Source organism: Streptomyces sp. CB02923, from assembly GCF_001905005.1.
In the GTDB taxonomy this organism is placed as follows: domain Bacteria; phylum Actinomycetota; class Actinomycetes; order Streptomycetales; family Streptomycetaceae; genus Streptomyces.
This window is the reverse complement of sequence record NZ_LWKZ01000023.1, coordinates 326,421-346,867: the sequence shown is the minus strand read 5'-3', so window position 1 is coordinate 346,867 and position 20,447 is coordinate 326,421. Positions and strand designations below refer to the sequence as shown.

Annotated in this window: 15 protein-coding genes; 10 read left to right on the top strand and 5 right to left on the bottom strand. The window is 73.5% G+C overall.

Annotation, left to right across the window (positions count from 1 at the left end):
- Positions 1–51 precede the first annotated feature (51 nt).
- Positions 52–6,006 (bottom strand): non-ribosomal peptide synthetase, encoded by a 5,955-nt coding sequence (locus A6A06_RS20080; RefSeq protein ID WP_073762662.1) that lies wholly within the window; start codon positions 6,004–6,006, stop codon positions 52–54.
- 123 nt (positions 6,007–6,129) lie between these two features.
- Positions 6,130–7,038, bottom strand: coding sequence for a LysR family transcriptional regulator (locus A6A06_RS20075; RefSeq protein ID WP_073762661.1), 909 nt, complete (start codon positions 7,036–7,038; stop codon positions 6,130–6,132).
- Positions 7,039–7,110: 72 nt separating this feature from the next.
- On the opposite strand from A6A06_RS20075, the gene A6A06_RS20070 reads away from it, so the two are divergent.
- Entirely contained in the window at positions 7,111–8,121 is a 1,011-nt protein-coding gene (locus A6A06_RS20070) for an EamA family transporter (protein ID WP_242440836.1), read from the top strand.
- On the opposite strand, the gene A6A06_RS20065 is transcribed toward A6A06_RS20070, so the two are convergent.
- A complete protein-coding gene (locus tag A6A06_RS20065) occupies positions 8,093–10,045 on the bottom strand; it encodes a sigma-54-dependent Fis family transcriptional regulator (RefSeq protein ID WP_199931010.1) in 1,953 nt (650 codons plus the stop codon). The genes A6A06_RS20070 and A6A06_RS20065 overlap by 29 nt on opposite strands.
- A gap of 258 nt (positions 10,046–10,303) precedes the next feature.
- Here A6A06_RS20065 and A6A06_RS20060 point away from each other — a divergent pair, with 258 nt between their 5' ends.
- Positions 10,304–10,639, top strand: a complete 336-nt coding sequence (locus A6A06_RS20060) for a hypothetical protein (RefSeq protein WP_073762660.1) — start codon at positions 10,304–10,306, stop codon at positions 10,637–10,639.
- 10 nt (positions 10,640–10,649) lie between these two features.
- Here the strand turns inward: A6A06_RS20060 and A6A06_RS41850 are convergent, their stop codons facing one another.
- Together A6A06_RS41850 and A6A06_RS20055 are read right to left on the bottom strand one after the other, a co-directional pair.
- On the bottom strand, positions 10,650–10,808 hold the full coding sequence (locus A6A06_RS41850; RefSeq protein ID WP_199931009.1) for a hypothetical protein: 159 nt from the start codon (positions 10,806–10,808) through the stop codon (positions 10,650–10,652).
- Between the two features lie 102 nt (positions 10,809–10,910).
- Positions 10,911–11,138: a DUF5133 domain-containing protein gene (locus A6A06_RS20055; protein WP_073763252.1), complete on the bottom strand. Its 228-nt coding sequence runs from the start codon at positions 11,136–11,138 to the stop codon at positions 10,911–10,913.
- Positions 11,139–11,334: 196 nt separating this feature from the next.
- Here A6A06_RS20055 and A6A06_RS20050 point away from each other — a divergent pair, with 196 nt between their 5' ends.
- From A6A06_RS20050 to A6A06_RS20015, 8 genes are all read left to right on the top strand, one after another.
- Positions 11,335–12,129 (top strand): SDR family NAD(P)-dependent oxidoreductase, encoded by a 795-nt coding sequence (locus tag A6A06_RS20050; protein ID WP_073763251.1) that lies wholly within the window; start codon positions 11,335–11,337, stop codon positions 12,127–12,129.
- Positions 12,130–12,199: 70 nt separating this feature from the next.
- A complete protein-coding gene (locus A6A06_RS20045; protein ID WP_079194157.1) occupies positions 12,200–13,537 on the top strand; it encodes an erythromycin esterase family protein in 1,338 nt (445 codons plus the stop codon).
- Positions 13,538–13,637: 100 nt separating this feature from the next.
- On the top strand, positions 13,638–14,930 hold the full coding sequence (locus tag A6A06_RS42880; protein ID WP_242440835.1) for an XRE family transcriptional regulator: 1,293 nt from the start codon (positions 13,638–13,640) through the stop codon (positions 14,928–14,930).
- 234 nt (positions 14,931–15,164) lie between these two features.
- Positions 15,165–15,926: a DeoR/GlpR family DNA-binding transcription regulator gene (locus A6A06_RS20035; RefSeq protein ID WP_073762659.1), complete on the top strand. Its 762-nt coding sequence runs from the start codon at positions 15,165–15,167 to the stop codon at positions 15,924–15,926.
- Positions 15,927–16,138: 212 nt separating this feature from the next.
- The gene (locus A6A06_RS20030; protein WP_443333769.1) at positions 16,139–17,515 is read left to right on the top strand and encodes an ABC transporter substrate-binding protein; all 1,377 of its coding nucleotides are present in this window, start codon (positions 16,139–16,141) and stop codon (positions 17,513–17,515) included.
- Positions 17,496–18,491, top strand: a complete 996-nt coding sequence (locus tag A6A06_RS20025; protein ID WP_443333762.1) for a carbohydrate ABC transporter permease — start codon at positions 17,496–17,498, stop codon at positions 18,489–18,491. The genes A6A06_RS20030 and A6A06_RS20025 overlap by 20 nt, the downstream gene beginning before the upstream one ends.
- Positions 18,488–19,354 (top strand): carbohydrate ABC transporter permease, encoded by an 867-nt coding sequence (locus A6A06_RS20020; RefSeq protein WP_073762658.1) that lies wholly within the window; start codon positions 18,488–18,490, stop codon positions 19,352–19,354. The genes A6A06_RS20025 and A6A06_RS20020 overlap by 4 nt, the downstream gene beginning before the upstream one ends.
- Positions 19,351–20,343 carry a zinc-dependent alcohol dehydrogenase family protein gene (locus A6A06_RS20015; protein WP_073762657.1) on the top strand — a complete coding sequence of 331 codons (993 nt, stop codon included), beginning with the start codon at positions 19,351–19,353 and terminating at the stop codon, positions 20,341–20,343. The genes A6A06_RS20020 and A6A06_RS20015 overlap by 4 nt, the downstream gene beginning before the upstream one ends.
- The last annotated feature ends 104 nt before the right edge of the window (positions 20,344–20,447 follow it).

Sequence of the window (20,447 nt, the reverse complement as noted above, 5' to 3'; positions counted from 1 at the left end):
TGCTCCGGCGGTCCGGGACCGCGGTGGTGGGGGGGGCCGGTCCGGCCAGTGCTACAGCTCGTGGCTGTGGTCGTCGTCGACGGGGACCAGCCGTCGCCGGTCGACGGTCTCCGCCATCGCCTCGATGGTCGAGTGCTCGAAGAACAGCGCGACCGGCAGGTCGGCGCCGCAGAACCGGGCGAGTTCGTTGCGTACGGCGAGCAGTTTCAGCGAGGTACCGCCGGTGTCGAAGAACTTCTCCCGCATGCCGAATCGCGGGCGTCCCAGCACCTCGCTCCAGATGCGGTGGACGGCGCGTTCGGTCGCGGTGCGCGGGCCGCGGTCGGGAGCGGGCGGCGCGGTCCGGCCGGCCGTCGCCCGCGGGGCCGGGGGCGGTGTTCCGAGGGGTGCGTCCGCGGCCCGGCCGAGGAGTTCCAGCTCGCCGTCGGCGGTCCGGCGCACGAGGTCGCCGGTGCGGTACATCCGGCCGCCGTACGGGCAGGCCACGAACCGTACGGCGGTCGCGCCGGGCCGGTCCGGGTAGCCGCGGGCCAGGCCGGGCCCGGTGGCGTACAGCTCGCCGGTCACGCCTGCCGGGACCGGTCGCAGGAAGCGGTCGAGCACGAACACGCGGACGTTGCCGACCGGGCGGCCGACCGGGGGCGGCCGGTCCCGCGGGCCGGTGTCCGGGGCCACCCGCGCGACGGTGCTGATCATGGTGCATTCGGTGGTGCCGTGGGTGTTCCACAGCCGCGCCCGCCCCGCCCACCGGCTCGCCGGGCCGGCGGTGAGCGGCTCACCGCCCACCACCAGGTCCCGTATCCTCGGCAGGGCCGCCGGGTCCAGCTTCTCCAGCAGGGACGGCGCCAGGAACGCCGTGCGCACGCCGCTGGACGTGACCAGTGCGGCGAGCGCTTCCGTGGCGTTCCGCTCCCGGTCGGTGGCGATCACCAGGGAGCCGCCTGTGCCCAGGGTGGCCGCCGTCTCCAACAGCGCCGTACCGGATCCGGACGGCGCGAGGTGCAGCCCGGTCACGCCCGCGCCCAGGACCGGCCGCAGCGCTACGGCGAGATTCACCACACCGTCGTGCGTGAGCGCCACTCCCGGCCGCCCGCCGACCGCCTCCGGCGGGTAACTCACGTACGCCAACTGGCCGCGCGAGACCCGGGTTTCCAGCGGCGCCGCGGACTCGGCCGCGATGGCCGCTTCGTCCAACGCCACCACGAGCGCCGGTCCCGGCGGCAGACCGGTCAGCGTGGCAGCCGTACCGAGGACGACGGTCGCGCCACTGTCGGCGACCAGGTGGGCGAGCCGGTCCGCGGGGTGCTCCGGGTCCAGTGGCACGCACGCGCCTCCGGCCTTCCACACGGCCAGCAAGCCAGTGATCATGTCCACCCCGCGCGGCAGGCACAGCCCGACCCGGGTCTCCCGCCGCACTCCGCAACGGGCCAGATGCCGCGCCAACCGGCTGGACCGCGCGTCCAGTTCGGCGTACGGGACGGCTTCGGGGCCGCAGCGCACCGCCACCGCGTCCGGGGTCCGGGCGGCCTGCGCCCCGACGAGGTCCGCCAGGGTGCCCTCCGGGACCGGCAGCGCGGTGTCGTTCCAGGTCTCCACCGCGAGGAGCCGTTCGGCCTCGTCCAGTACGCCGAGGTCGCCGATCCGTACCCGCGGATCGTCCGCGGCCTGCTCCAGCACCCGCACCAGGCGGTCGGCGACGGTCCGTACGGTGTCCTCGTCGAACAGGTCGGTGGCGTATTCCAGATGGCAGGCGAGGCCCGCCGGAGCGCCGTCCGCGTCGTGCAGCTCGTGCATCAGGACCGACAGGTCGAACCGCGTCGACGCGGCCGTGAACGGCTCGGGCGCCGCGGTCAGCCCGGCGAAGGCGGACGCGGCGCCGGGGGCGTTCTGGAAGGCGAAGCCGAGCTGGAACAGCGACTGCCGGGACAGCGAGCGGCCCGGGTTCAGCCTCTCCACCAGGCGGTCGAAGGGCAGGTCCTGATGGGTGTAGGCGGCCAGGTCGGCTTCGCGTACCCGGCCGACCAGTTCGGCGAACGCGGGGTTGCCGCCGACGTCCGTGCGGAGCACCAGCGTGTTGAGGAAGCAGCCCACCAGGCCGTCGAGGGCCTCGTCGACCCGGCCCGCGACCGGCGCGCCGAACGGGATGTCGTCGCCCGCGCCGAGCCGGGAGAACAGCGCCGCCGTGGCCGCCTGCGTCACCATCGACAGCGTCGCGCCGCAGTCCCGGGCGGTCTCCAGCAGCAGCCGGTGCGTCCGGGCCGTCGTGCGGGCCGCCAGCGTCCGGCCCCGGTGGGTCGCGACGGCCGGGCGCGGCCGGTCGGCGGGCAGGTCCAGTGCGTGGGGCAGGTCCGTGAGGGCCGCGGTCCAGTAGGCCAGTTGGCTGCCGAACAGGCTCTCCGGGTTCTCCTCGTCCTTCAGCAGCTCCCGCTGCCACAGCGTGAAGTCCGCGTACTGCACGGGCAGGGGCGCCCAGTCCGGCGCGTGTCCTTCGGTGCGCGCCGTGTACGCGGCGGACAGGTCCCGGGTCAGGACGCCCAGCGACCAGCCGTCGGCGGCGATGTGGTGCAGCACCACGAGCAGTACGTGCTCGCCGGGCCCGGTCGCGAACAGGGTGACGCGCCACGGCGGCGCGGCCTCCAGGTCGAACGTCCGGCCCGCCTCGGCGGCGAGCGCGTCCTGAAGCCCGTCCTCGGAGACGTCCGCCGTCGCCATCCGTACGGCGACCTCGGCCAGGACCTCCTGGTACGGGGTGCCGCCGGCCTCCCCGTAGACCGTGCGCAGCGTCTCGTGCCGCATGACCGTGTCCCGCCAGGCGGCCTCCAGCGCGGCGGTGTCCAGCGCTCCGCCGAGCCGCAGGCACAGCGTGATGTTGTTGACGCTGTCCGGGCCCTCCAGCCGGTCGAGGAACCACATCCGCTGCTGTGCGGAGGACATCGGCAGCGGCGCGGGCCGCGCGGCCCTGGCCACCGCGGGCCGGGCCGCGCCGAGCCGGTCCAGCCGCCGGGCCAGCAGGGCCGGGGTCGGGCACTCGAACAGCATCCGGTTGGAGACTTCGACGCCCAGCACCGTACGGATCCGGCTCACCAGACGGGTCGCCAGCAGCGAGTCACCGCCGAGCCGGACGAAGCTGTCGTCGGCACGGACCCGGGGTGCTTCCAGGATCTGCGCGAACAGGGAGCAGAGGATCTCCTCCTGGAGCGTGGGCGCGGGGCCGCCGGTGGCTGCCGAGGCCGGGTCGGGGGCGGGCAGCGCGGACCGGTCCACCTTGCCGTTCGGGGTCAGCGGGAACCGTTCCATGACGACGGTCGCCGACGGCCGCAGGTACTCCGGCAGGCGGTCGGCCGCGAACCGCTGCACGGCGGCCGCGACCGGCGCCCCCGGGTGCACGGGCACGACGTGGGCGACCAGCCGCTTGTGCCCGGGGGTGTCCTCCCGTACGGTCACCGCCGCCTGGGCGACCTCCGGGCAGCGGGCCAGGACGGCGGCCGTCTCGTCCGGTTCGACGCGGTAGCCGCGGATCTTGACCTGGTGATCGGTGCGGCCGAGGAACTCCAGGCGTCCGTCCCGGCCCCAGCGGACGAGGTCGCCCGTACGGTACATCCGTCCGCCGTAGGGGCAGGCGACGAACCGTTCGGCGGTGGGCGCGGGCCGGTTCAGATAGCCCCGCGCGACGCCGGGGCCGGAAATGTACAGCTCTCCGGGGACGCCGGTCGGCGCCGGCCGCAGCATCCCGTCCAGCACGTACAGGCGGACGCCGGAGCGCGGGCCGCCCAGCGGCAGCGTGTCCGGCACCCGGGCGCCCGGCCGCAGGGTGTGCACGGTCGCGCACAGGGTGGTCTCCGTCGGCCCGTACAGATGGCGGATCTCCAGGTCCGGGCAGGCGCGGGCGACACGCGCCACGGCTTCGGCGGGCACCACGTCGCCGCCGGTCAGCACGTGCCGCAGACCGGCCAGGCACGCGGGGCTCTCCTGCGCCAGCGCCTGGAAGAGACCGGCCGTCAGGTGGACGGACGTCAGCCCGGCACCGGCGGCCAGGGCCGTCAGGAGGTCGGGGTCGGCGATGCCCTCGGGGGCCACGACGACGCAGCCGCCGTTCAGCAGCGGCACCCAGACCTCCAGGAAGGAGGCGTCGAAGGTGTGCGGGGCGTGGAAGAGCATCCGGCCGGTGGCGCAGCCGCCCCAGCAGGGGTCCGCCGCCAGCGCCGCGACGCTTCCGTGGGTCGCCGTCACGCCCTTCGGCACCCCGGTGGACCCGGACGTGTACATCACGGAGAACGCCGAGTCCGCCGTCACCGCGGCGGGCACGGGTCCCGCGCCCGGGAAGGAGAGGGCCTCCCGCACGACGTCCTCCGTGATGTCGAAGGCCGGTGCGGCGTTCCCGGTCATCAGGCCGGTGCGCTTCGCCGGGCCGCCCGGGTCGACGGGCACGTAGGCCGCCCCCGCCTTGACGACGCCGAGCAGCACGGCGGGCAGTTCCGGGGACCTGGGCAGCCGCACCACCACCCGGTCCCCGTCCGACACGCCGCGGGACCGCAGGAACCGGGCGACGGCGTCGGCGCGGTCGGACAGTTCCCCGTACGTCAGGCAGGTGTCCCCGTGCACGACCGCCGCCCGGTCCCGGCAGCGCTCCACGACCCGTGCGAACGCGCCGGTCACCGTCTCCTCCGCGGTGCCGGGCGGCCCCACGTTCACCCCGGCCGTGAGCCGCTCCCGTTCGCCGTCCAGCAGGGCGTCGATCTCCGACGGCCGGACGGGCGCGTCCCCCGCGAGCTGCTCCAGCACCCGCGCGAGGCGGGCCGCCAGGGTCTCGGCCGTGTCCCGGTCGAACAGGTCCGGCCGGTAGGTCAGCAGGAACCCGCCGGACAGCGCGTTGAGCACAAGAGGGTAGTGGGCCGCGGCCCGGCCGGTGACCCCGTCGAGCCGGACCCCGCCGCCGAGGTCGCGGGCGGGCAGGCCCAGGGGCAGGTTCTGGCAGACCACCAGCGTGTCGAACAGCTCCCGGACGCCGGTGAGCTGGTGCAGCTCCCCCAGGCCGACGTGCTCGTGGGCGAGGAGCGCGCCCTGCTCCCCGACGAGCCGGTGCAGGAAGCCGTCCAGCGACTCCCGTGCTTCCCAACGCACCCGTACGGGGAGCGTGTTGATGAACATTCCGACCATGTTCTCGACGTCCGGCACGTCCGGCGGGCGGCCGGACGTCGTCGTGCCGAACACCACGTCGTCACGTCCGGTCAGCCTGCCGAGCAGGATGCCCCACGCGGCGCGGACCAGGGTGCTCACCGTCACGCCGAGGGCGCGTGCCCGGCGGTCCAGCGCGGCGTACAGGGCCGCGCCCGCGCCGACCGGAATCTCGACGGGATCCGCCGGTGCTCCGGTCCCCCGGCCCGCCGCCACCAGGGTGGGCCGGGCGCCCGGGAGCACCTGCCGCCAGGCCGCGAGGGCGGCGTCCCGGTCCTGGGCGGCCAGCCAGGACATGTACGTGACGTAAGGCGTCACGGGCGGCAGGCAGGTCCCGTCCCCCGCGTGCTCGTACAGCGTGGCCCATTCGTGCAGCAGGATCGCGAGGGACCAGCCGTCACAGAGAATGTGGTGCAGCCCCAGGAGAATGCGGTGCCGCCCGGCGCCGTGCCGTATCACCGTCACCCGTATCAGCGGTGGTGTGGCGAGGTCGAAACGGCGCAGCCATTCCCGGTCCGCCACCTGGCGTACCCGGGATGCGTCCGCCTCGCCCAGGTCGGTTTCCGTCCAGGGAATGTCCACCTCGCGCAGGACGCACTGTACGGTTTCCCCGGATTTCAGGGTGCGAAAGCCCGCCCGTAACGGCGCGTGCCTGCGCGTCAGCTGTTGGAGAGTGGACCGCAGAAGGCCCGGATCGACCGGTCCCGTGAAATCCAGTGCGGTCTGGCTGCGATAGATGTCGGTGGCCTGCGGATCGTAGCCGGCATGAAAGAACATGCCTTTCTGCATGGCTGTCAGCGGCCATATGTCAGCTAATTCGGGCTTTCCCATGTGCGCGGCCCCCGCTCCGCTCAGCGTCCGCTCAGCACGACATGCCGGTCATGTTAACCAGCTCCGTGCGGCGAAAGGAGCGTCCAACTGTGCAGTGCGCCGGGCGATATTGAGGTGCCCGGGTCAGTCATTCAGGACCCGGGCGGCGCGGGCGCGCAGCGCCGCCAGCCCGCGGGCGATGCCCGCCTGCCGGTGGCTGCCGCGCCGTACGCAGGTCAGCACGCGGCGCAGCGGCCGGGGCTCGCCGAGCACCGGCACCCGCACCACCCCCGCGTGCGCGGCGCAGGAGACGAGGCGCGGTACGAGGCAGACGCCGAGGCCGTGGGCCACCATGGCGAGGACGGCGTGCCATTCCTCGGCGTGGTGGGTCATCCGGGGTGCGAAGCCCGCCGCCGTGCACACCGCGCGGGCCAGCCGGTTCTGGTCGTGGTGGGCGGAGATCCAGTCCTCCGTCGCGGCGTCGGCCAGTTCGACGTGGTCCCGGACGGCGAGGGGGTGCCCGGACGGCACCGCGAGGTCCTGGAACTCGTCGAGCAGCGGCTGCTGGTCGAACCGTTCGTCGTCCTGGGGCGGGCTGCCGGGCACCGGGGTCAGTACGGCGATGTCCAGCTCCCCGGCGAGCAGCTGGCGGAAGCACTCGTCCGTGTCGGTCTCGGTGAGCAGCGCTCCGACCGGCCGGGGTTCGCGCAGCAGTGCCTGCGCGGCGGGCGCCAGGAGCGGGCCCATGCTGGTGGCGAAGCCGCCGACGCGCAGGGTGCGGTACGGGCTGGAGTCGTGCCGGCTGAGGTCCGCCCGTACCCGTTCCCACTGTGCGGTCAGCGCGTCGGCGTGGCTGAGCAGGACGCGGCCGGCCTCGGTGAGGCGCAGGCGGCGGCCGTCGCGCACCAGGAGGTCGGCGCCCACCTGCCGGGAGAGCTGGCGCAGTTGCTGGGAGACCGCGGACGGCGACAGGTTCAGGGCGCGTGCCGTGGCCGTCACCGTGGCCTGGGCGTGCAGGACACGCAGGGTCTGGAGCAGCCGCAGATCGATCATGCGGTGATTCAACACGATGCCGTACGGAAATCCGCGATGGACCCGCACGATCACCGGGCGCAGGCTGGCCGCATGGTGATGAGGCGAAGCAGCGCCGGTACGGATGACGCGCGGGTGCCGCCGTCGGCCGGGAGGGGATCCGGCCGGCCGTCGGCACCGGCGCCGCGGCGGCTCCGGCCGGTTCTCCCCGCGCCGGTGCTCGTCCTGGGCAGCGTCGTCAGCGTGCAGTTCGGCCAGGCTCTCGGCAAAGGGCTGATCGGCGAAGCGGGCGGGCCGTGGGGCGTGGTCGCGCTGCGGCTGTCCCTGGCCTCGGCGGTCCTCCTGGTGTGGTGGCGGCCCCGGCTGCCCGCGACGCGCGGGGACCGCCTGCTGGTTCTCGCCTTCGGTACGTCGATCGCCGGTATGAACCTGGTCTATCCGGCGATGGCCCGCCTGCCGCTGGGAGTTGCCGTGACCCTTCAGCTGATGGGCCCGCTCGCGCTCGCGCTCGGTTCCGCGCGGCGGTGGCGTGACGCCCTGTGGGGTGTCCTGGCGGTCGCCGGTGTCCTGCTGTTCGCGACTCCGGGTCCGGCCGGTTCCCTGCCGCTGTCCGGACTGGCCTTCGCCCTCGCGTCCGCGGCGTCCATGGGGACGTATCTCCTCCTGAGCAGGCGGGTGGGCGCCCGCCTGTCCGGGGGCGGTCCGCTGGCACTCGCGGTGGCGTGGGCGGCCGTGCTCACCGTCCCGTGCGGGCTGCTGGAGAGCGGCGGGTCCCGGCTGGTCCAGCCGCCGCTCCTCGCCGTGGCGCTCGGTGTGGCGGTCCTGTCGTCGGTGGTGCCCTACTCCCTGGAACTGACGGCACTGCGGCGGATGCCGGTCCGGGTCGTGGGAATTCTGCAGAGCCTGGAACCGGTGCTGGCGGGCCTCGCCGGTCTGCTGCTCCTGCGGGAACGGCTGACGGTGGCGCAGTGGGCGGCGATCGGCTGTATCGCGGCCGCGTCAGCCGGAGCGGTCGCCACCGGACGGCCGGAGGCGGCGGGGACGCGACGGGACCGGGACAGCGTCCGGCGCCGCCTCACCGGGCTCTCGCGGGCGCCACGGTGACGCCGTAGAGGCGGATCTTGCGGTAGATGGTGGCCCGGGAGATGCCCAGTTGCCTCGCGGCCGTGTCGCGGTTGCCCGCGGCGTCGTGCAACGCCCGGACGATCGCGTCGCGTTCGGCGGCTTCCCAGGGTGTGAGGGTGCGGCGGCAGGAACTGTGGCACTCCGGCGCGAGATCGTGCGGTTGCAGGTCGGCCTGCCGGCGCCCGCGGGCCGCCTGCTGGAGCACCTGGTTCAGATGCCGTACGTTTCCCGGCCAGTCGAAGCGGGTGAGGACCTGCATCGCCGCGGGCGCGCAGGACACGGTGCCGCCGCGGCCGTGCCGGGCCAGCAGCACGGGGACGAGGTCGCGGATGTCCTCGGGCCGGTAGCGCAGCGGTGCCACCGCCACCGTGCACGGGAAGACGGCACTGTCCAGCGCCGGGGAGACGGCGTCCGCCGGGGCGGTCGGCGGGACCGGCCCCTGCCCGGGGACCGTGTACAGGCCGACCACCCACGGGCCGGTGCCGCGGTTGCGCCGGGCGCCGGTGAGCAGCGCCTCCAGCCGGTACATCAGCTCCCGGCCCGCCAGTTCCAGGTGCTGGAGTACCACCGTGCCGTCCTCGTCCCGGAGTGCGTCTTCGGTGCGGTCCAGTACGTGCGGGGTGCGCGGGCCCGCCGACAGGTCCACGACCTGCAGCCGGTGTCCGGGCCGTACCCAGTGGTGGGCGGCGCGGACCAGCGCCAGCTTGCCCACCCCCGCCTCGCCCACCACGCGGGCCGCGAGCCGCTGCCGACAGGCGGACGCGACGTCCCGGCTCGCGGAACGCCAGGACTGCGAGCCGCCGGCCAGCCCCGGCAGGAGCACCGGGAGCGGGGCCGCGGGCAGCTGCTGCTGCCCGGTCCGCGTGCCGGGCGTCCGGTCCGCCGCGGCGGACGTCCCCCGGCCCTCGGGCAGCGTCATGCCGACGACGCAGCCGATCGGACGGCCGGGCGGGCCGACCAGGGTGCAGCGGGCCCGTACCTCGGCGCCGGAGGCCACTCGCAACGACACGTCGACGCGCTGTCTGCGGCTGCCCGCCGGTGCTGCCAGCAGGTCGGCGGCGAGCGCGCCCGCCTGGCGCAGGTCCTGCGGGTCCAGGAGGCGGACCGCCTCGGTGTTGGCCGTCCGCAGCGTGGGCGTGACCAGGAGCACCGGGCCGCTGGTGCGCCGCCCGGCGGCGAGGAACGCGTCCAGGGCGGCGCGCTCGTCACCGGAGTACCGGTCCAGCATCCGCTCCTCGATGTCGGCGGCGGCCTGCCGTACCACCGCGGCCATCAGCGGGGAGGCGTCCTGCCGCAGACACGTCAGGTTGACGACGCCTTCCTGCCGTCCGGTCAGCGGGTTGCGTACGGGGATGCCTGCGCACGCGGCGCGCTGGAGGGGCTCGGCGAAGTGCTCGGGGCCGAAGACGGTGCTCAGGCGCCGTTCGGCCAGCGCGGTACCGATCCCGTTGGTGCCGACGGCCTCCTCCGCGTAGCTGAATCCCGGTGCCAGGTGCACCCGGTCCATCAGCCGGACGACCGCGGTGTCACCGCCCCGGCGGGTCAGGACGCGGGCCGCGGCGTCCGCGAGGACCACGCCCGCCGTGCAGTCGGCGAGGAGCTGCTCGACGCGGTCGAGGACCGGTGCCGCCGCGGACAGCAGGCGGCTGTCCCAGTCGATGTGTTTCTCCACGTGCGGGACGTGCAGCCGGTCGGCGTCGACCGCGTGCAGGCGGCAGCGTCTCCAGGAGGAGAGGACCGCGTCCCCGGTCCGTGGGTACGGCACGCCGGGTGCGGAGGCGGAGGGGCCTGCCGTGCCGCGTCCGTCCGGTCCGCGCGCCGCTGCCGATGCCTCCGGGGCGCCGCTCAGCATTCGCTCACGTGCCCGCATGACCGTCCGTTCGGGGACATCCCGGAAATCCATGGTTGCAGACATGCCCCGGGCGCCGAACCGCGATCCCCGCGAGCGGATGCAATCGCCCCACCGGGTACGGCACTCCCGCGGCGCGGGCCGAAAGCCCGTCCGCAGCACGGCAGTTGCCGTCGTACCGTCTCAGAGTGAGACATCGCGGCCCAGCGGCGGCGTGCTGTACTTCCGAGTGCGGCAGAACCTTCGAGCGCCGCCCGACGGCAGAGCCTTCACCGGGGGCGTGGCGCTCCGACCTCCACGCAAGGACCGCCCATGCCGATCAGGCCGCAGGAGCCGACCGTGACGCTGCGCCGGAACGGACGCCCGATCACCCTCGACACGAGCCGGCCCCTGGACCAGTGCGCGTTGAAGCTGACCGAGGCGAACCGGTCGGCGCTGGCCGACCTCTTCGCGTCGCTGGACATACTGGAGAATCTGATCGGCCAGATCCGGGACAACGCGCACGACACCGTGTCGGGCGCCGGCACGTGTCTCGCCCAGTCCCTGCACCATGTGCAGACCAGCCTGGCGGCCGTGGAGGCGCTCGACGACCTGACCCGCCATCTGCTGCCCCGGCTGGTGCCGCCGCACGAGAGCGGCAGCGCCTGAGCGGGGGCCGTCAGTCCCGGCCGGCGCGGAGCTCGCTCCAGTCCAGCAGTTCGTTGGCCTCGCGCTCCGTCTCCTTGGCCAGCTGGCGGACCTGGGTCAGCACATCGCCGTGCTCCTCGATGAGACTGTCGTAGATCGGTGGGCCGGCGGGCAGGCGGGCAGCGGTCATCTGGGGTCAGTCCTCGAACCATTCAGCCGCACCGTCCCCCGCCGGCGGCGGGGGTGGGATGCGGAATCTACAACGACGCCGGAACTGCGGACGGAGCGCGTTTCAGGCGGCCAGGAGAGAGTCCTCCCGTACGCCCGTGCCGGGCAGCCGGTGCCTGGCCGCGACCAGTGCCGCATCAACATCCTTCGTTCCGGTGGAAATGCACAGCGAGTAGGCGAGATCGTCCATTCGCCTGCGCAACTCAGGACTGCCGTCCTGCGCACGCAGCACCCGCAATGTCTCGTACTGCTCGACGAGGTTACCCAACACCACCGGGTGCGCCAACAACATCATTCTCTCCTTCCACCACATGATCGCCTTCGCGTCACAGGGGCGGCTACCCCTCCCACGGGCCGCCATGCGCACGGAGAAGGAGATACATCACACGCCTCACGGCTCACACCGTGTCCCGCGCGCCCCGCACACCGGACCCGCCGCACCCGCGATGCTGGCACCGGACGTACACAACAGCGAAGGGAGCCCGGACATGCACATCGATCTCTCCGGCCGGACGGCCGTGGTGACGGGTTCGCCCCAGGGCATCGGCCATGCCATCGCGACCGCCCTGGCGCGGGCGGGCGCGGACACCGTGCTCACCGGCCGCGACACCGGGCGGCTCGACGAGGCCGCCGGGCGGCTGCGGGAGGCGGTGCCGGATGCCACGGTTTCGGGGGTGACCGCCGACCTGGCCACCGAGAGCGGCGCCCGGGACCTCCTGTCCGCCGTACCGCGGGCCGACATCCTCGTGAACAACCTCGGCATCTTCGGCGCGCGCCCCGCCCTGGAGATCACGGACGCGGAGTGGCGCACCTACTTCGAGACCAACGTGCTCAGCGCCGTCCGCCTGATCCGGCTGTACCTGCCGGGCATGAAGGACCGCGGCTGGGGGCGCGTGCAGAACATCGCCAGTGACTCCGCGGTCGTGGTGCCCGCGGAGATGATTCATTACGGCATGTCCAAGACGTCGCTGCTGGCCGTCTCGCGGGGGTTCGCCAAGGAGGCCGCCGGGACGGGGGTCACCGTCAACTCCGTGATCGCCGGGCCGACGCACACCGGCGGCGTCGAGGACTTCGTATATCAGTTGGTCGACCGTGATCTTCCGTGGGACGCTGCCCAGCGGGAGTTCATGCGGCTGCACCGTCCGCAGTCGCTGCTGCAACGCCTCATCGAGCCCGAGGAGATCGCCAACATGGTCGTGTACCTCAGCTCACCCCAGGCATCGGCGACCACGGGCGGCGCGCTGCGCGTCGACGGCGGATACGTGGACGCGATCCTGCCCTGACGGAGCCGGGCCGCGCCCTCCGGGCAGCTGTCCGCACCGGTTCCCCGCCACCGAGAAATGAGCCTGCGACATGCCCGACCACGACCACGAACAGCACCCTGCCCCCGGCCGGGACGACGCCGCCGGGAACGGGTTCGCCGGCCTGCTCCGCGAACGGACCGCGGTGCTCGGCACCCTCGACCCCGGGGAACCGCTCGACGACCTGGAGCCGCTGCGGGCGCTCATCGGTGACGCCCGCGTCGTCGCACTGGGCGAGAACTCCCATTTCATCCGGGAATTCGGCCTGGCCCGCGAACGCGTGCTGCGATTCCTCGTCCAGCGCTGCGGATTCACCGCCCTGGCCTTCGAATTCGGTTTCAGTGAAGGCTTCGCGCTGGACGCGTGGGTCCAAGGAGAGGGCGCCGAGGAGGACTTCGCGCGGCAGACCGAGGCCAACATCCCCATCGGGCTGTCCGGCCCGCTGCACTGGCTGCGCCGCTACAACCGGACCGCGACCCTGCCCGTACGGTTCGCCGGTATCGACGTCCCCGAGGCCGGGGGCTCCCTGCTCCCGGCCCTGGTGCCGGTGGCCGCGTACCTCCGCGAAGTCGACCCGGACGGCCTGCCGCTCGTCCAGGACGCCGTGCGGACCGCCGAGCGGTTCGCCGGCGCGTCCATGGCGCTGGCCGCGCCCGCCTGGGCCGAGCTGGGCGCCGACGAGCAGGACACCCTCACCGCGACGCTGGCGCGGCTGCGTACCCGGCTGCGGGCCATGGAACCGCTGTACGTCGAGCGCGGCGGCCGGTCCGCGTACGACATCGCGCTGCGCCGCGCCGAGGCGGCGTGCCACACCGACCACCAGTTGCGGGCCATGGCCGCGCTGTACGCGGGCGGTGGTTCACCGGCCGACACCTCGGCCCGTGAGGTGTTCATGGCCGACTCGGTCCGGTGGCTGCTGGACCGCTCCGCGCCCGGCACGCGTGTCGTGCTCCCCGCGCACAACGCCCACATCCAGCGGACGCCGGTCTCCTTCGACGGCCGTCTCACCGGACTTCCCATGGGCCTGCACCTGAGCCACGCCCTGGGCGAGGACTACTTCGCCCTCGGTATGACCAGCGTGGGCGGCCGTACCGCCGAGATGCACCTCGACGAGAACACCGCCTTCGGCTTCCGCGTCGAGGACACCCCGCTCGGCGCACCGGAGCCCGGCAGCGTAGAGGCCGCCTTCGCGGAGGCCGGGCTGGGGTCGGACATCGGCCTCGCCGGACTGCGGGGACTGCGGAGCACGGCCCCGGGCGGGGCCGCGGCGGAAACGGGCCCCGACCGCGTCCGTATGCACAGCGGATACCTGCACACCCCCGTTGCCGAAGCCTTCGACGGCCTCCTGAGCGTCCCGGTCTCCACCGTGGCCGACGACCTCGGGTTCTGAACCGGCGCCCCGCTCCTGCCCGATGCCGGGACAGCGGGCGGGCCGGAACGGCACAGTGGAAGCCGGGAGCCGCGCGGGGCTCGCCGGGAATGAGGCCGTCATGACGTACGGGCTGGTGATGACACGTGAGGCGCGGAGCAGGCTGAACCGCCTGCGCCGGGACGACGTCCGGGCGGCGCGGCTCGTCGGGGAGGCGGTCACCGCGCTCCTCGACCACGGCCTGCGCCTGGGACCTCCCCTGGTGGTGCCGGTCGGCGCCGCCCTGCGGGCGGGCGAGCCGCGGGAGAGCCTGGACTACTGGTACCGGCGCCAGCTCACGCTGTTGCAGAAGGTGCGGCAGGCGGTGGCCGATGTGGCGGTGTCGCGGCGGCAGCTCGACCGGCAGGTCACCGAGTTGGGGCGGCAGGCCCGGCGGCTGGCCGATCTGGGGGCGCAGGCCGCCGGGGCGGGCCGTGGGGACCTCGCGGAGGCGGCGAAGGACCGCTGGTCGGTCGTACGCCACCAGCAGGTGCTGCTCGACGCGTCGTGCGCGGACGTCCGCAAGCGGGAGGCCGCGCTCCTCAGGATCAGCCGGCAGGTGCAGAACCAGGTCGACACCTTCCGGTCCCGCAAGGCGGGGGTGGAGGCGGTCCAGCGGGCCGGGCAGGCCCAGCAGGCGGTCCACGACGCGTGCACCGAGGCGGACGGCTCGGCCGCCGAGGACGCGGAGTCGTGCGCCGCCGCGGACGGAGCGGTCGCCGCGGCCCATGCCGCGGCCCGCGACATGGCCGCCGGGGCCGAGCGGCTGGAGCACGAGGTGCGCGGGCCGCTCGGTGTCGGACCGCCGGCGATGGAGTTGTACGAGTTGCGGCTCGGCACGCTGACAGGCCGCGACCTGCGGGTGCTGTGCACCATCGAGACCGGTGGGACCACCGCGGGCAAGGCAGCCGGGGAGGCCGGGGCGGACGCCGGGACCGTGGTGCTGCTCGCCGTGGCCGGGGACCGCACGCAGTGGTGGGACTGGTACGACTACGCCTTGCCGCTGGCCCGCAAGCGCCTGGCCAGGCGCGCGTCGCGGGGCCGGGAGCCCGGCGCGGAGGACGAGGCCTTCTGCGGCAGCCGGACCTTTCTCCACAACTGGTACCCCGGCCGGGACGAGGAGCGGCACGACGGCGCGGCCCGGCTCGTGGCGCGGAACCGGGGACAGCGGCTGGCCGCGGTACGCCGCCGCCGGGGGCTGACGCAGGGACAGCTCGCCCTGCGGATGGGGGTGACGGCCGCCCGGGTGGCGGCGATCGAGGAGGCCGAACCGGGCGCTGTCGAAGTGCGCACCCTCGCGGACTACGTCGAGGCCTTGAGCGGACGGCTGGAGGTCGTGGCGGATTTCGGTACCGAGCGGCTGATTCTCGACTGACACCCCGTCAGTGCACCGGGGAACGGGCCCGGCAGGGACGCGAACGGGCGGGGGCGCGAGGGCCAGGGCCCCGGACGAGGCGGCGGACGCGGGCCCAAGCGGGCAGGTTTTCCGCCATGACGGGCGGCGGAACGCGCCCTTCTGCTTGCTATAAACCTGGTGCCGGGCAGAAACGGGCGGGACGATGACCGAACGGAACGCCGTGGGACCGAAGGAACCGAGCAGGAGAGCGCCGTGAGAGCCGAGGAACGCCAGCACCGCATTCTCGTGCTGGCCCGCCAGGCCGGACGGGTGGACGTCACGGACGTCGCCGGAGAGTTCGGGGTGGCGCGCGAGACCGTACGGCGGGACCTGAGCGAGCTGGAGCGGCGCGGTCTGGTCCGGCGTACGCACGGGGCCGCGTACCCGGTGGAGAGCGCGGGTTTCGAGACGACGCTGGCCCGGCGCGAGACCCAGCAGGTGGCGGAGAAACGGCGGATCGCGGCGGCCGCCGTCCAGCTCGTCGGCGAGGCCGAGACCGTGTTCGTCGACGAGGGCTACACGCCGGAGCTGCTGGCGATGCTGCTGCCCACCGACCGGCCGCTGACGGTGGTGACCTCCTCGCTGCGCACCGCGTCGCTGGTCTCCGCTTCCGACACCACCACCGTGCTGCTCCTCGGCGGGCGGGTGCGGTCCGGGACGCAGGCGGCGGTGGGGTCCTGGGCCCGGGACATGCTCGCCGGGTTCGTCATCGACCTGGCGTTCCTCGGGGCGAACGGGGTGTCGCGGGAACACGGCCTGACCACCCCGGACCCGGCCGTCGCCGATGTGAAGGCGCAGGCCGTGCGGTCGTCGCGGCGGCGGGTGCTGATCGGGGTGCACAGCAAGTTCGGGGCGAGCAGCTTCTGCCGGTTCGCCGCCGTACGGGACCTGGACACGATCGTCACGGACACCGGGCTCTCCGCCCCGGAGGCCCACCGGTACACCCTGCTGGGCCCGCAGGTCCTGCGGGTCTGACGCGAACAGCGCGTCCCCCGCGCGAGGGGCGCACTCCGCCCATTACGGGCGCACGGGGCGTGCGCCCGTGGCGCGCGGTCCGTCGCGCCCGCTGACCCGTGCCCTCGCGCACCAAGACCGTAACGGCCGGTGCGTTCCCGGCATTTTCCCCACAACCCACAGCAGAGAGGTGTCGAGCCGTGCGAGCACGATCTCCCGGAAGGACCGTCCGCCTGTGGCGGTCCCTGCCGCGTACCGGACGGCGGGGTCCGCTGGGACTGGCGGCCGTCGTGGTGGCGGTCTCCCTGTCCCTCGGCGGCTGTTACCGGGGCGCCGGCGCCCTCGGCAACGAGGGCCGGGACACCATCAACGTCCTGATGGTCAACAACCCGCAGATGGCGGACCTGCAGCGGCTCACCGCCGAGCACTTCACCAAGAGCACCGGTATCAAGGTCAACTACACCGTGCTGCCCGAGGACGACCTGCGCGACAAGATGAGCCAGGACTTCTCCAGCCAGGCCGGCCAGTACGACGTGGCCAGCCTCAGCAACTACGAGACGCCCATCTACGCCCGCAACGGCTGGCTTTCCCCGCTCGGCGGCCGGGCCGCGCGGGACACCGGGTTCGACGAGGCGGACCTGCTCGCTCCCGTACGCACGTCGCTGACCGCCGCCGACGGGAAGGTCTACGCGCAGCCCTTCTACGGCGAGTCGTCGTTCCTGATGTACCGCAAGGACATCCTGCGGGACCTGGGACTGACGATGCCCGCGAAGCCCACCTGGCGGCAGGTCGCGGCGCTCGCGGCGAAACTGGACGGGGCGCGCCCGGGGATGAAGGGCATCTGCCTGCGCGGCCAGCCCGGGTGGGGGCAGCTCGCGGCGCCGCTGACCTCGGTGGTGAACACCTTCGGCGGCACCTGGTTCACCAAGGACTGGCAGGCCCGGGTGAACAGCCCGGAGTTCACCGCCGCCACCCGCTTCTACGTCGACCTGCTGCGGACGCACGGGCAGGCGGGTGCCCCGCAGGCCGGGTACACCGAGTGCCTGAACGACATGCAGCAGGGCAAGGTCGCCATGTGGTACGACGCGACCGCCGGCGCCGGTTCGCTGGAGAGCGGCGATTCCAAGATCGCCGGGAAGGTCGGCTACGCGCCCGCGCCGGTCGAGCGGACGGCGAGTTCGGGCTGGCTCTACACCTGGGCGTGGGGCGTGCAGAAGGCGAGCACCCACCAGGACGCGGCCTGGGAGTTCATCTCCTGGGCCTCCGGCAAGGACTACGAGCGGCTGGTGGGCGAGCGGCTGGGCTGGTCGAAGGTACCGGCCGGGAAACGCGCCTCCACCTACCGCGACCCCGACTACCTGCGGCACTCCGGGGCGTTCGCCGCCGCGACGAAGAACGCGATCACCTCGGCCCGGCCCGACGACCCCGGAGTGCAGCCGCGGCCCGCGCCCGGCATCCAGTTCGTCGGCATCCCCGAGTTCTCCGACCTGGGCACCAAGGTCTCCCACGAGGTCAGTTCGGCCATCGCGGGACGGCAGGGCGTGACCGAGGCACTCGACAAGAGCCAGCGGCTGGCGGAAGAGGTGGCCCGTGCCTACGCAGAGCGTTGAGACACGCAACGAGCCGGTCGGCCGGGACGGCACCCGGCGGCCCGGCGGCGCCGCACGGCCCCGCGGGGGCACGAGCGGCGCCCGGCGTGCCGCGGGCTGGGCCCGCCGCGCCCCGCTGCTGCCCGCCCTGGTCTTCCTGGTCGTGGTGACCCAGCTGCCCTTCGTCGCCACCGTCGTCATCTCCTTCACCCGGTGGAACGCGCTGGCGCCCGAAAACCGGGGCTTCGCGGCCCTCGACAACTACAAGGCCGTCTTCACCGACCCCGCGATGCGCTCGGCGATCTGGACCACGGTCCTGCTCACCGTCACCGTCGTGCTGGTCAGCCTCGTCCTGGGGCTGGGCCTCGCGCTGCTGCTGGACCGGAAGTTCTGGGGGCGCGGCGTCGTCCGTACGATGCTGATCACCCCGTTCCTGGTCGTGCCGGTGGCCGCCGCGCTGCTGTGGAAGCACGCGCTCTACAACGCCTCGTACGGGCTGATCAACGGCACGCTGACCTGGATATGGAAGCTGTTCGGCAGCGCGGACCCGCCGCAGCCGGACTGGATGACCGCCTCGCCGCTGGCGGCGGTCGAGATGTCGCTGATCTGGCAGTGGACGCCGTTCATGATGCTGATCCTGCTGGCCGGGCTGCAGAGCCGGCCCGCCGACGCGGTCGAGGCGGCGCGCGTCGACGGCGCCTCCACCTTCGACGTGTTCCGCTACCTCACCCTCCCCCACCTGCGCCGCTACCTGGAGCTGGCCGCACTGCTCGGCACCGTCTACGTCGTGCAGAACTTCGACGCGGTGTTCACCATCACCTCGGGCGGCCTGGGCACGGCCAACCTCCCCTACACCATCTACCAGACCTTCTACCAGGCCCACGACTACGGACGGGCCTCCGCGCAGGGCGTCGTGGTCGTCCTGTGCTCCCTGCTGGTCGCGACCTTCGCGCTGCGCACCGTCTCGTCCCTGCTCCGTGAGGAGGTCACCCGATGAACGCGAGCACGGCAGGTGCCGCCGCGTCCCCCGTACGCCGACGGCGGTATGCCGGGAGTCTGCTGGGCCTGGCCGCCTGGCTCTGCGGCATCGCCTTCTTCCTGCCGGTCGCGTGGATGGTGCTCACCTCCTTCCACAGTGAGGCGGACGCGGCCACCAACCCGCCGAGCGTCGGTGCCGGGCTGACGCTGCACGGCTACCGCGAGTTCTTCGGCGCGGGCACCGGCGTCAGCCCCTGGCCGCCGCTGATCAACTCGCTGACGGCGTCCGTGGCGGCCACCCTGCTGGTGCTGGTGCTGGCCGTCCCGGCGGCGTACGCGCTCTCCATCAAGCCGGTGCGCAAGTGGAGCGACGTCCTGTTCTTCTTCCTGTCCACCAAGATGCTGCCGCTGGTGGCCGGGCTGCTGCCGGTGTATCTGATCGCGCAGAACGCGCGGATGCTGGACAGCATCTGGCTGCTCGTCATCCTCTACACCTCGATGAACCTGCCGATCGCGGTGTGGATGATGCGGTCGTTCCTGGCCGAGGTGCCGGTGGAGATGCTGGAGGCCGCCTCCATCGACGGCGCCGGGCTGCCGACGACGCTGGTGCGCATCGTCGCACCGGTCGCCCTGCCCGGCATCGCGGCCACCGCGCTGATCTCGTTCATCTTCAGCTGGAACGAGCTGCTGTTCGCCCGGGTGCTCACCGGCATCGTCGCCGGGACCTCACCGGTGTTCCTGACCGGGTTCGTGACCAGCCAGGGCCTGTTCCTGGCCAAGGTGTGCGCCGCCGCCACCGTGATCTCCCTGCCGGTGCTCGCCGCCGGGTTCGCCGCCCAGGACAAGCTCGTCCAGGGCCTCTCCCTAGGAGCCGTGAAATGAAGGCCGCAGTGATCAGCGCCCCGGGCCGTGTCGAGGTCACCACCGTCGACGATCCGGCGCCGGGACCGCTGGAGGTCGTCGTGGACGTCGCGGGCTGCGGACTGTGCGGCACCGACCTGCACATCCTGCAGGGCGAGTTCGCGCCGACGCTGCCCGTCGTCCCCGGACACGAGTTCGCCGGCACCGTCGTCGCCGTCGGCGGCGAGGTCACCGGTCTCGCCGAGGGCGACCGGGTCGCCGTCGACCCCTCCCTGTACTGCTACGCCTGCCACTACTGCCGCATCGGCCGCAACAACCTGTGCGAACGGTGGGCCGCCATCGGGGTGACCACGGCGGGCGGCGCCGCCGAGTTCGCCGTCGCACCGGCCGCGAACTGCGTCAAGCTGCCCGAACACGTACGGACCGAGGACGCGGCGCTCATCGAGCCGCTCTCCTGCGCCGTACGCGGATACGACATCCTGCGCTCCCAGCAGCTCGGCACCCATGTGCTGATCTACGGCTCCGGCACGATGGGGCTGATGATGCTCGAACTGGCCAAGCGCACCGGAGCGGCGGGCGTCGACATGATCGACGTCAATCCGCAGCGCCTGGCCACCGCCCGGCAGCTGGGGTGCGGCAACGCGGCGGCCTCCGCCGACGAGCTGGACCGGCCCCGCGGCTGGGACGTGGTCATCGACGCCACCGGCAACGAGCGCGCCATCCAGGACGCGCTGGGCCGCGTCGGCAAGGGCGGGACGTTCCTCCAGTTCGGCGTCTCCGACTACGCGGCGCGCGCCACGATCGAGCCGTACCGGATCTACAACCAGGAGATCACCATCACCGGTTCGATGGCGGTCCTGCACAGCTACGAGCGGGCCGCCGAACTCTTCGCCGCGGGCGTCCTGGATCCGGAGGTCTTCATCAGCGACCGCCTGCCCCTGGACCGGTACGCGGAGGCGATGGACCGCTTCAAGGCCGGACAGGGACGGAAGATCCAGGTCACGCCCTGAGCCGGGGCCGTGGCCGGACCCCGTGGCCCGGAGAAGGGAAGTGAGGCCGGGCGGGTGATAGACGGGGTCCGGTCGCCGCCGGTGCGCACGTCCTGAAGGCCGTG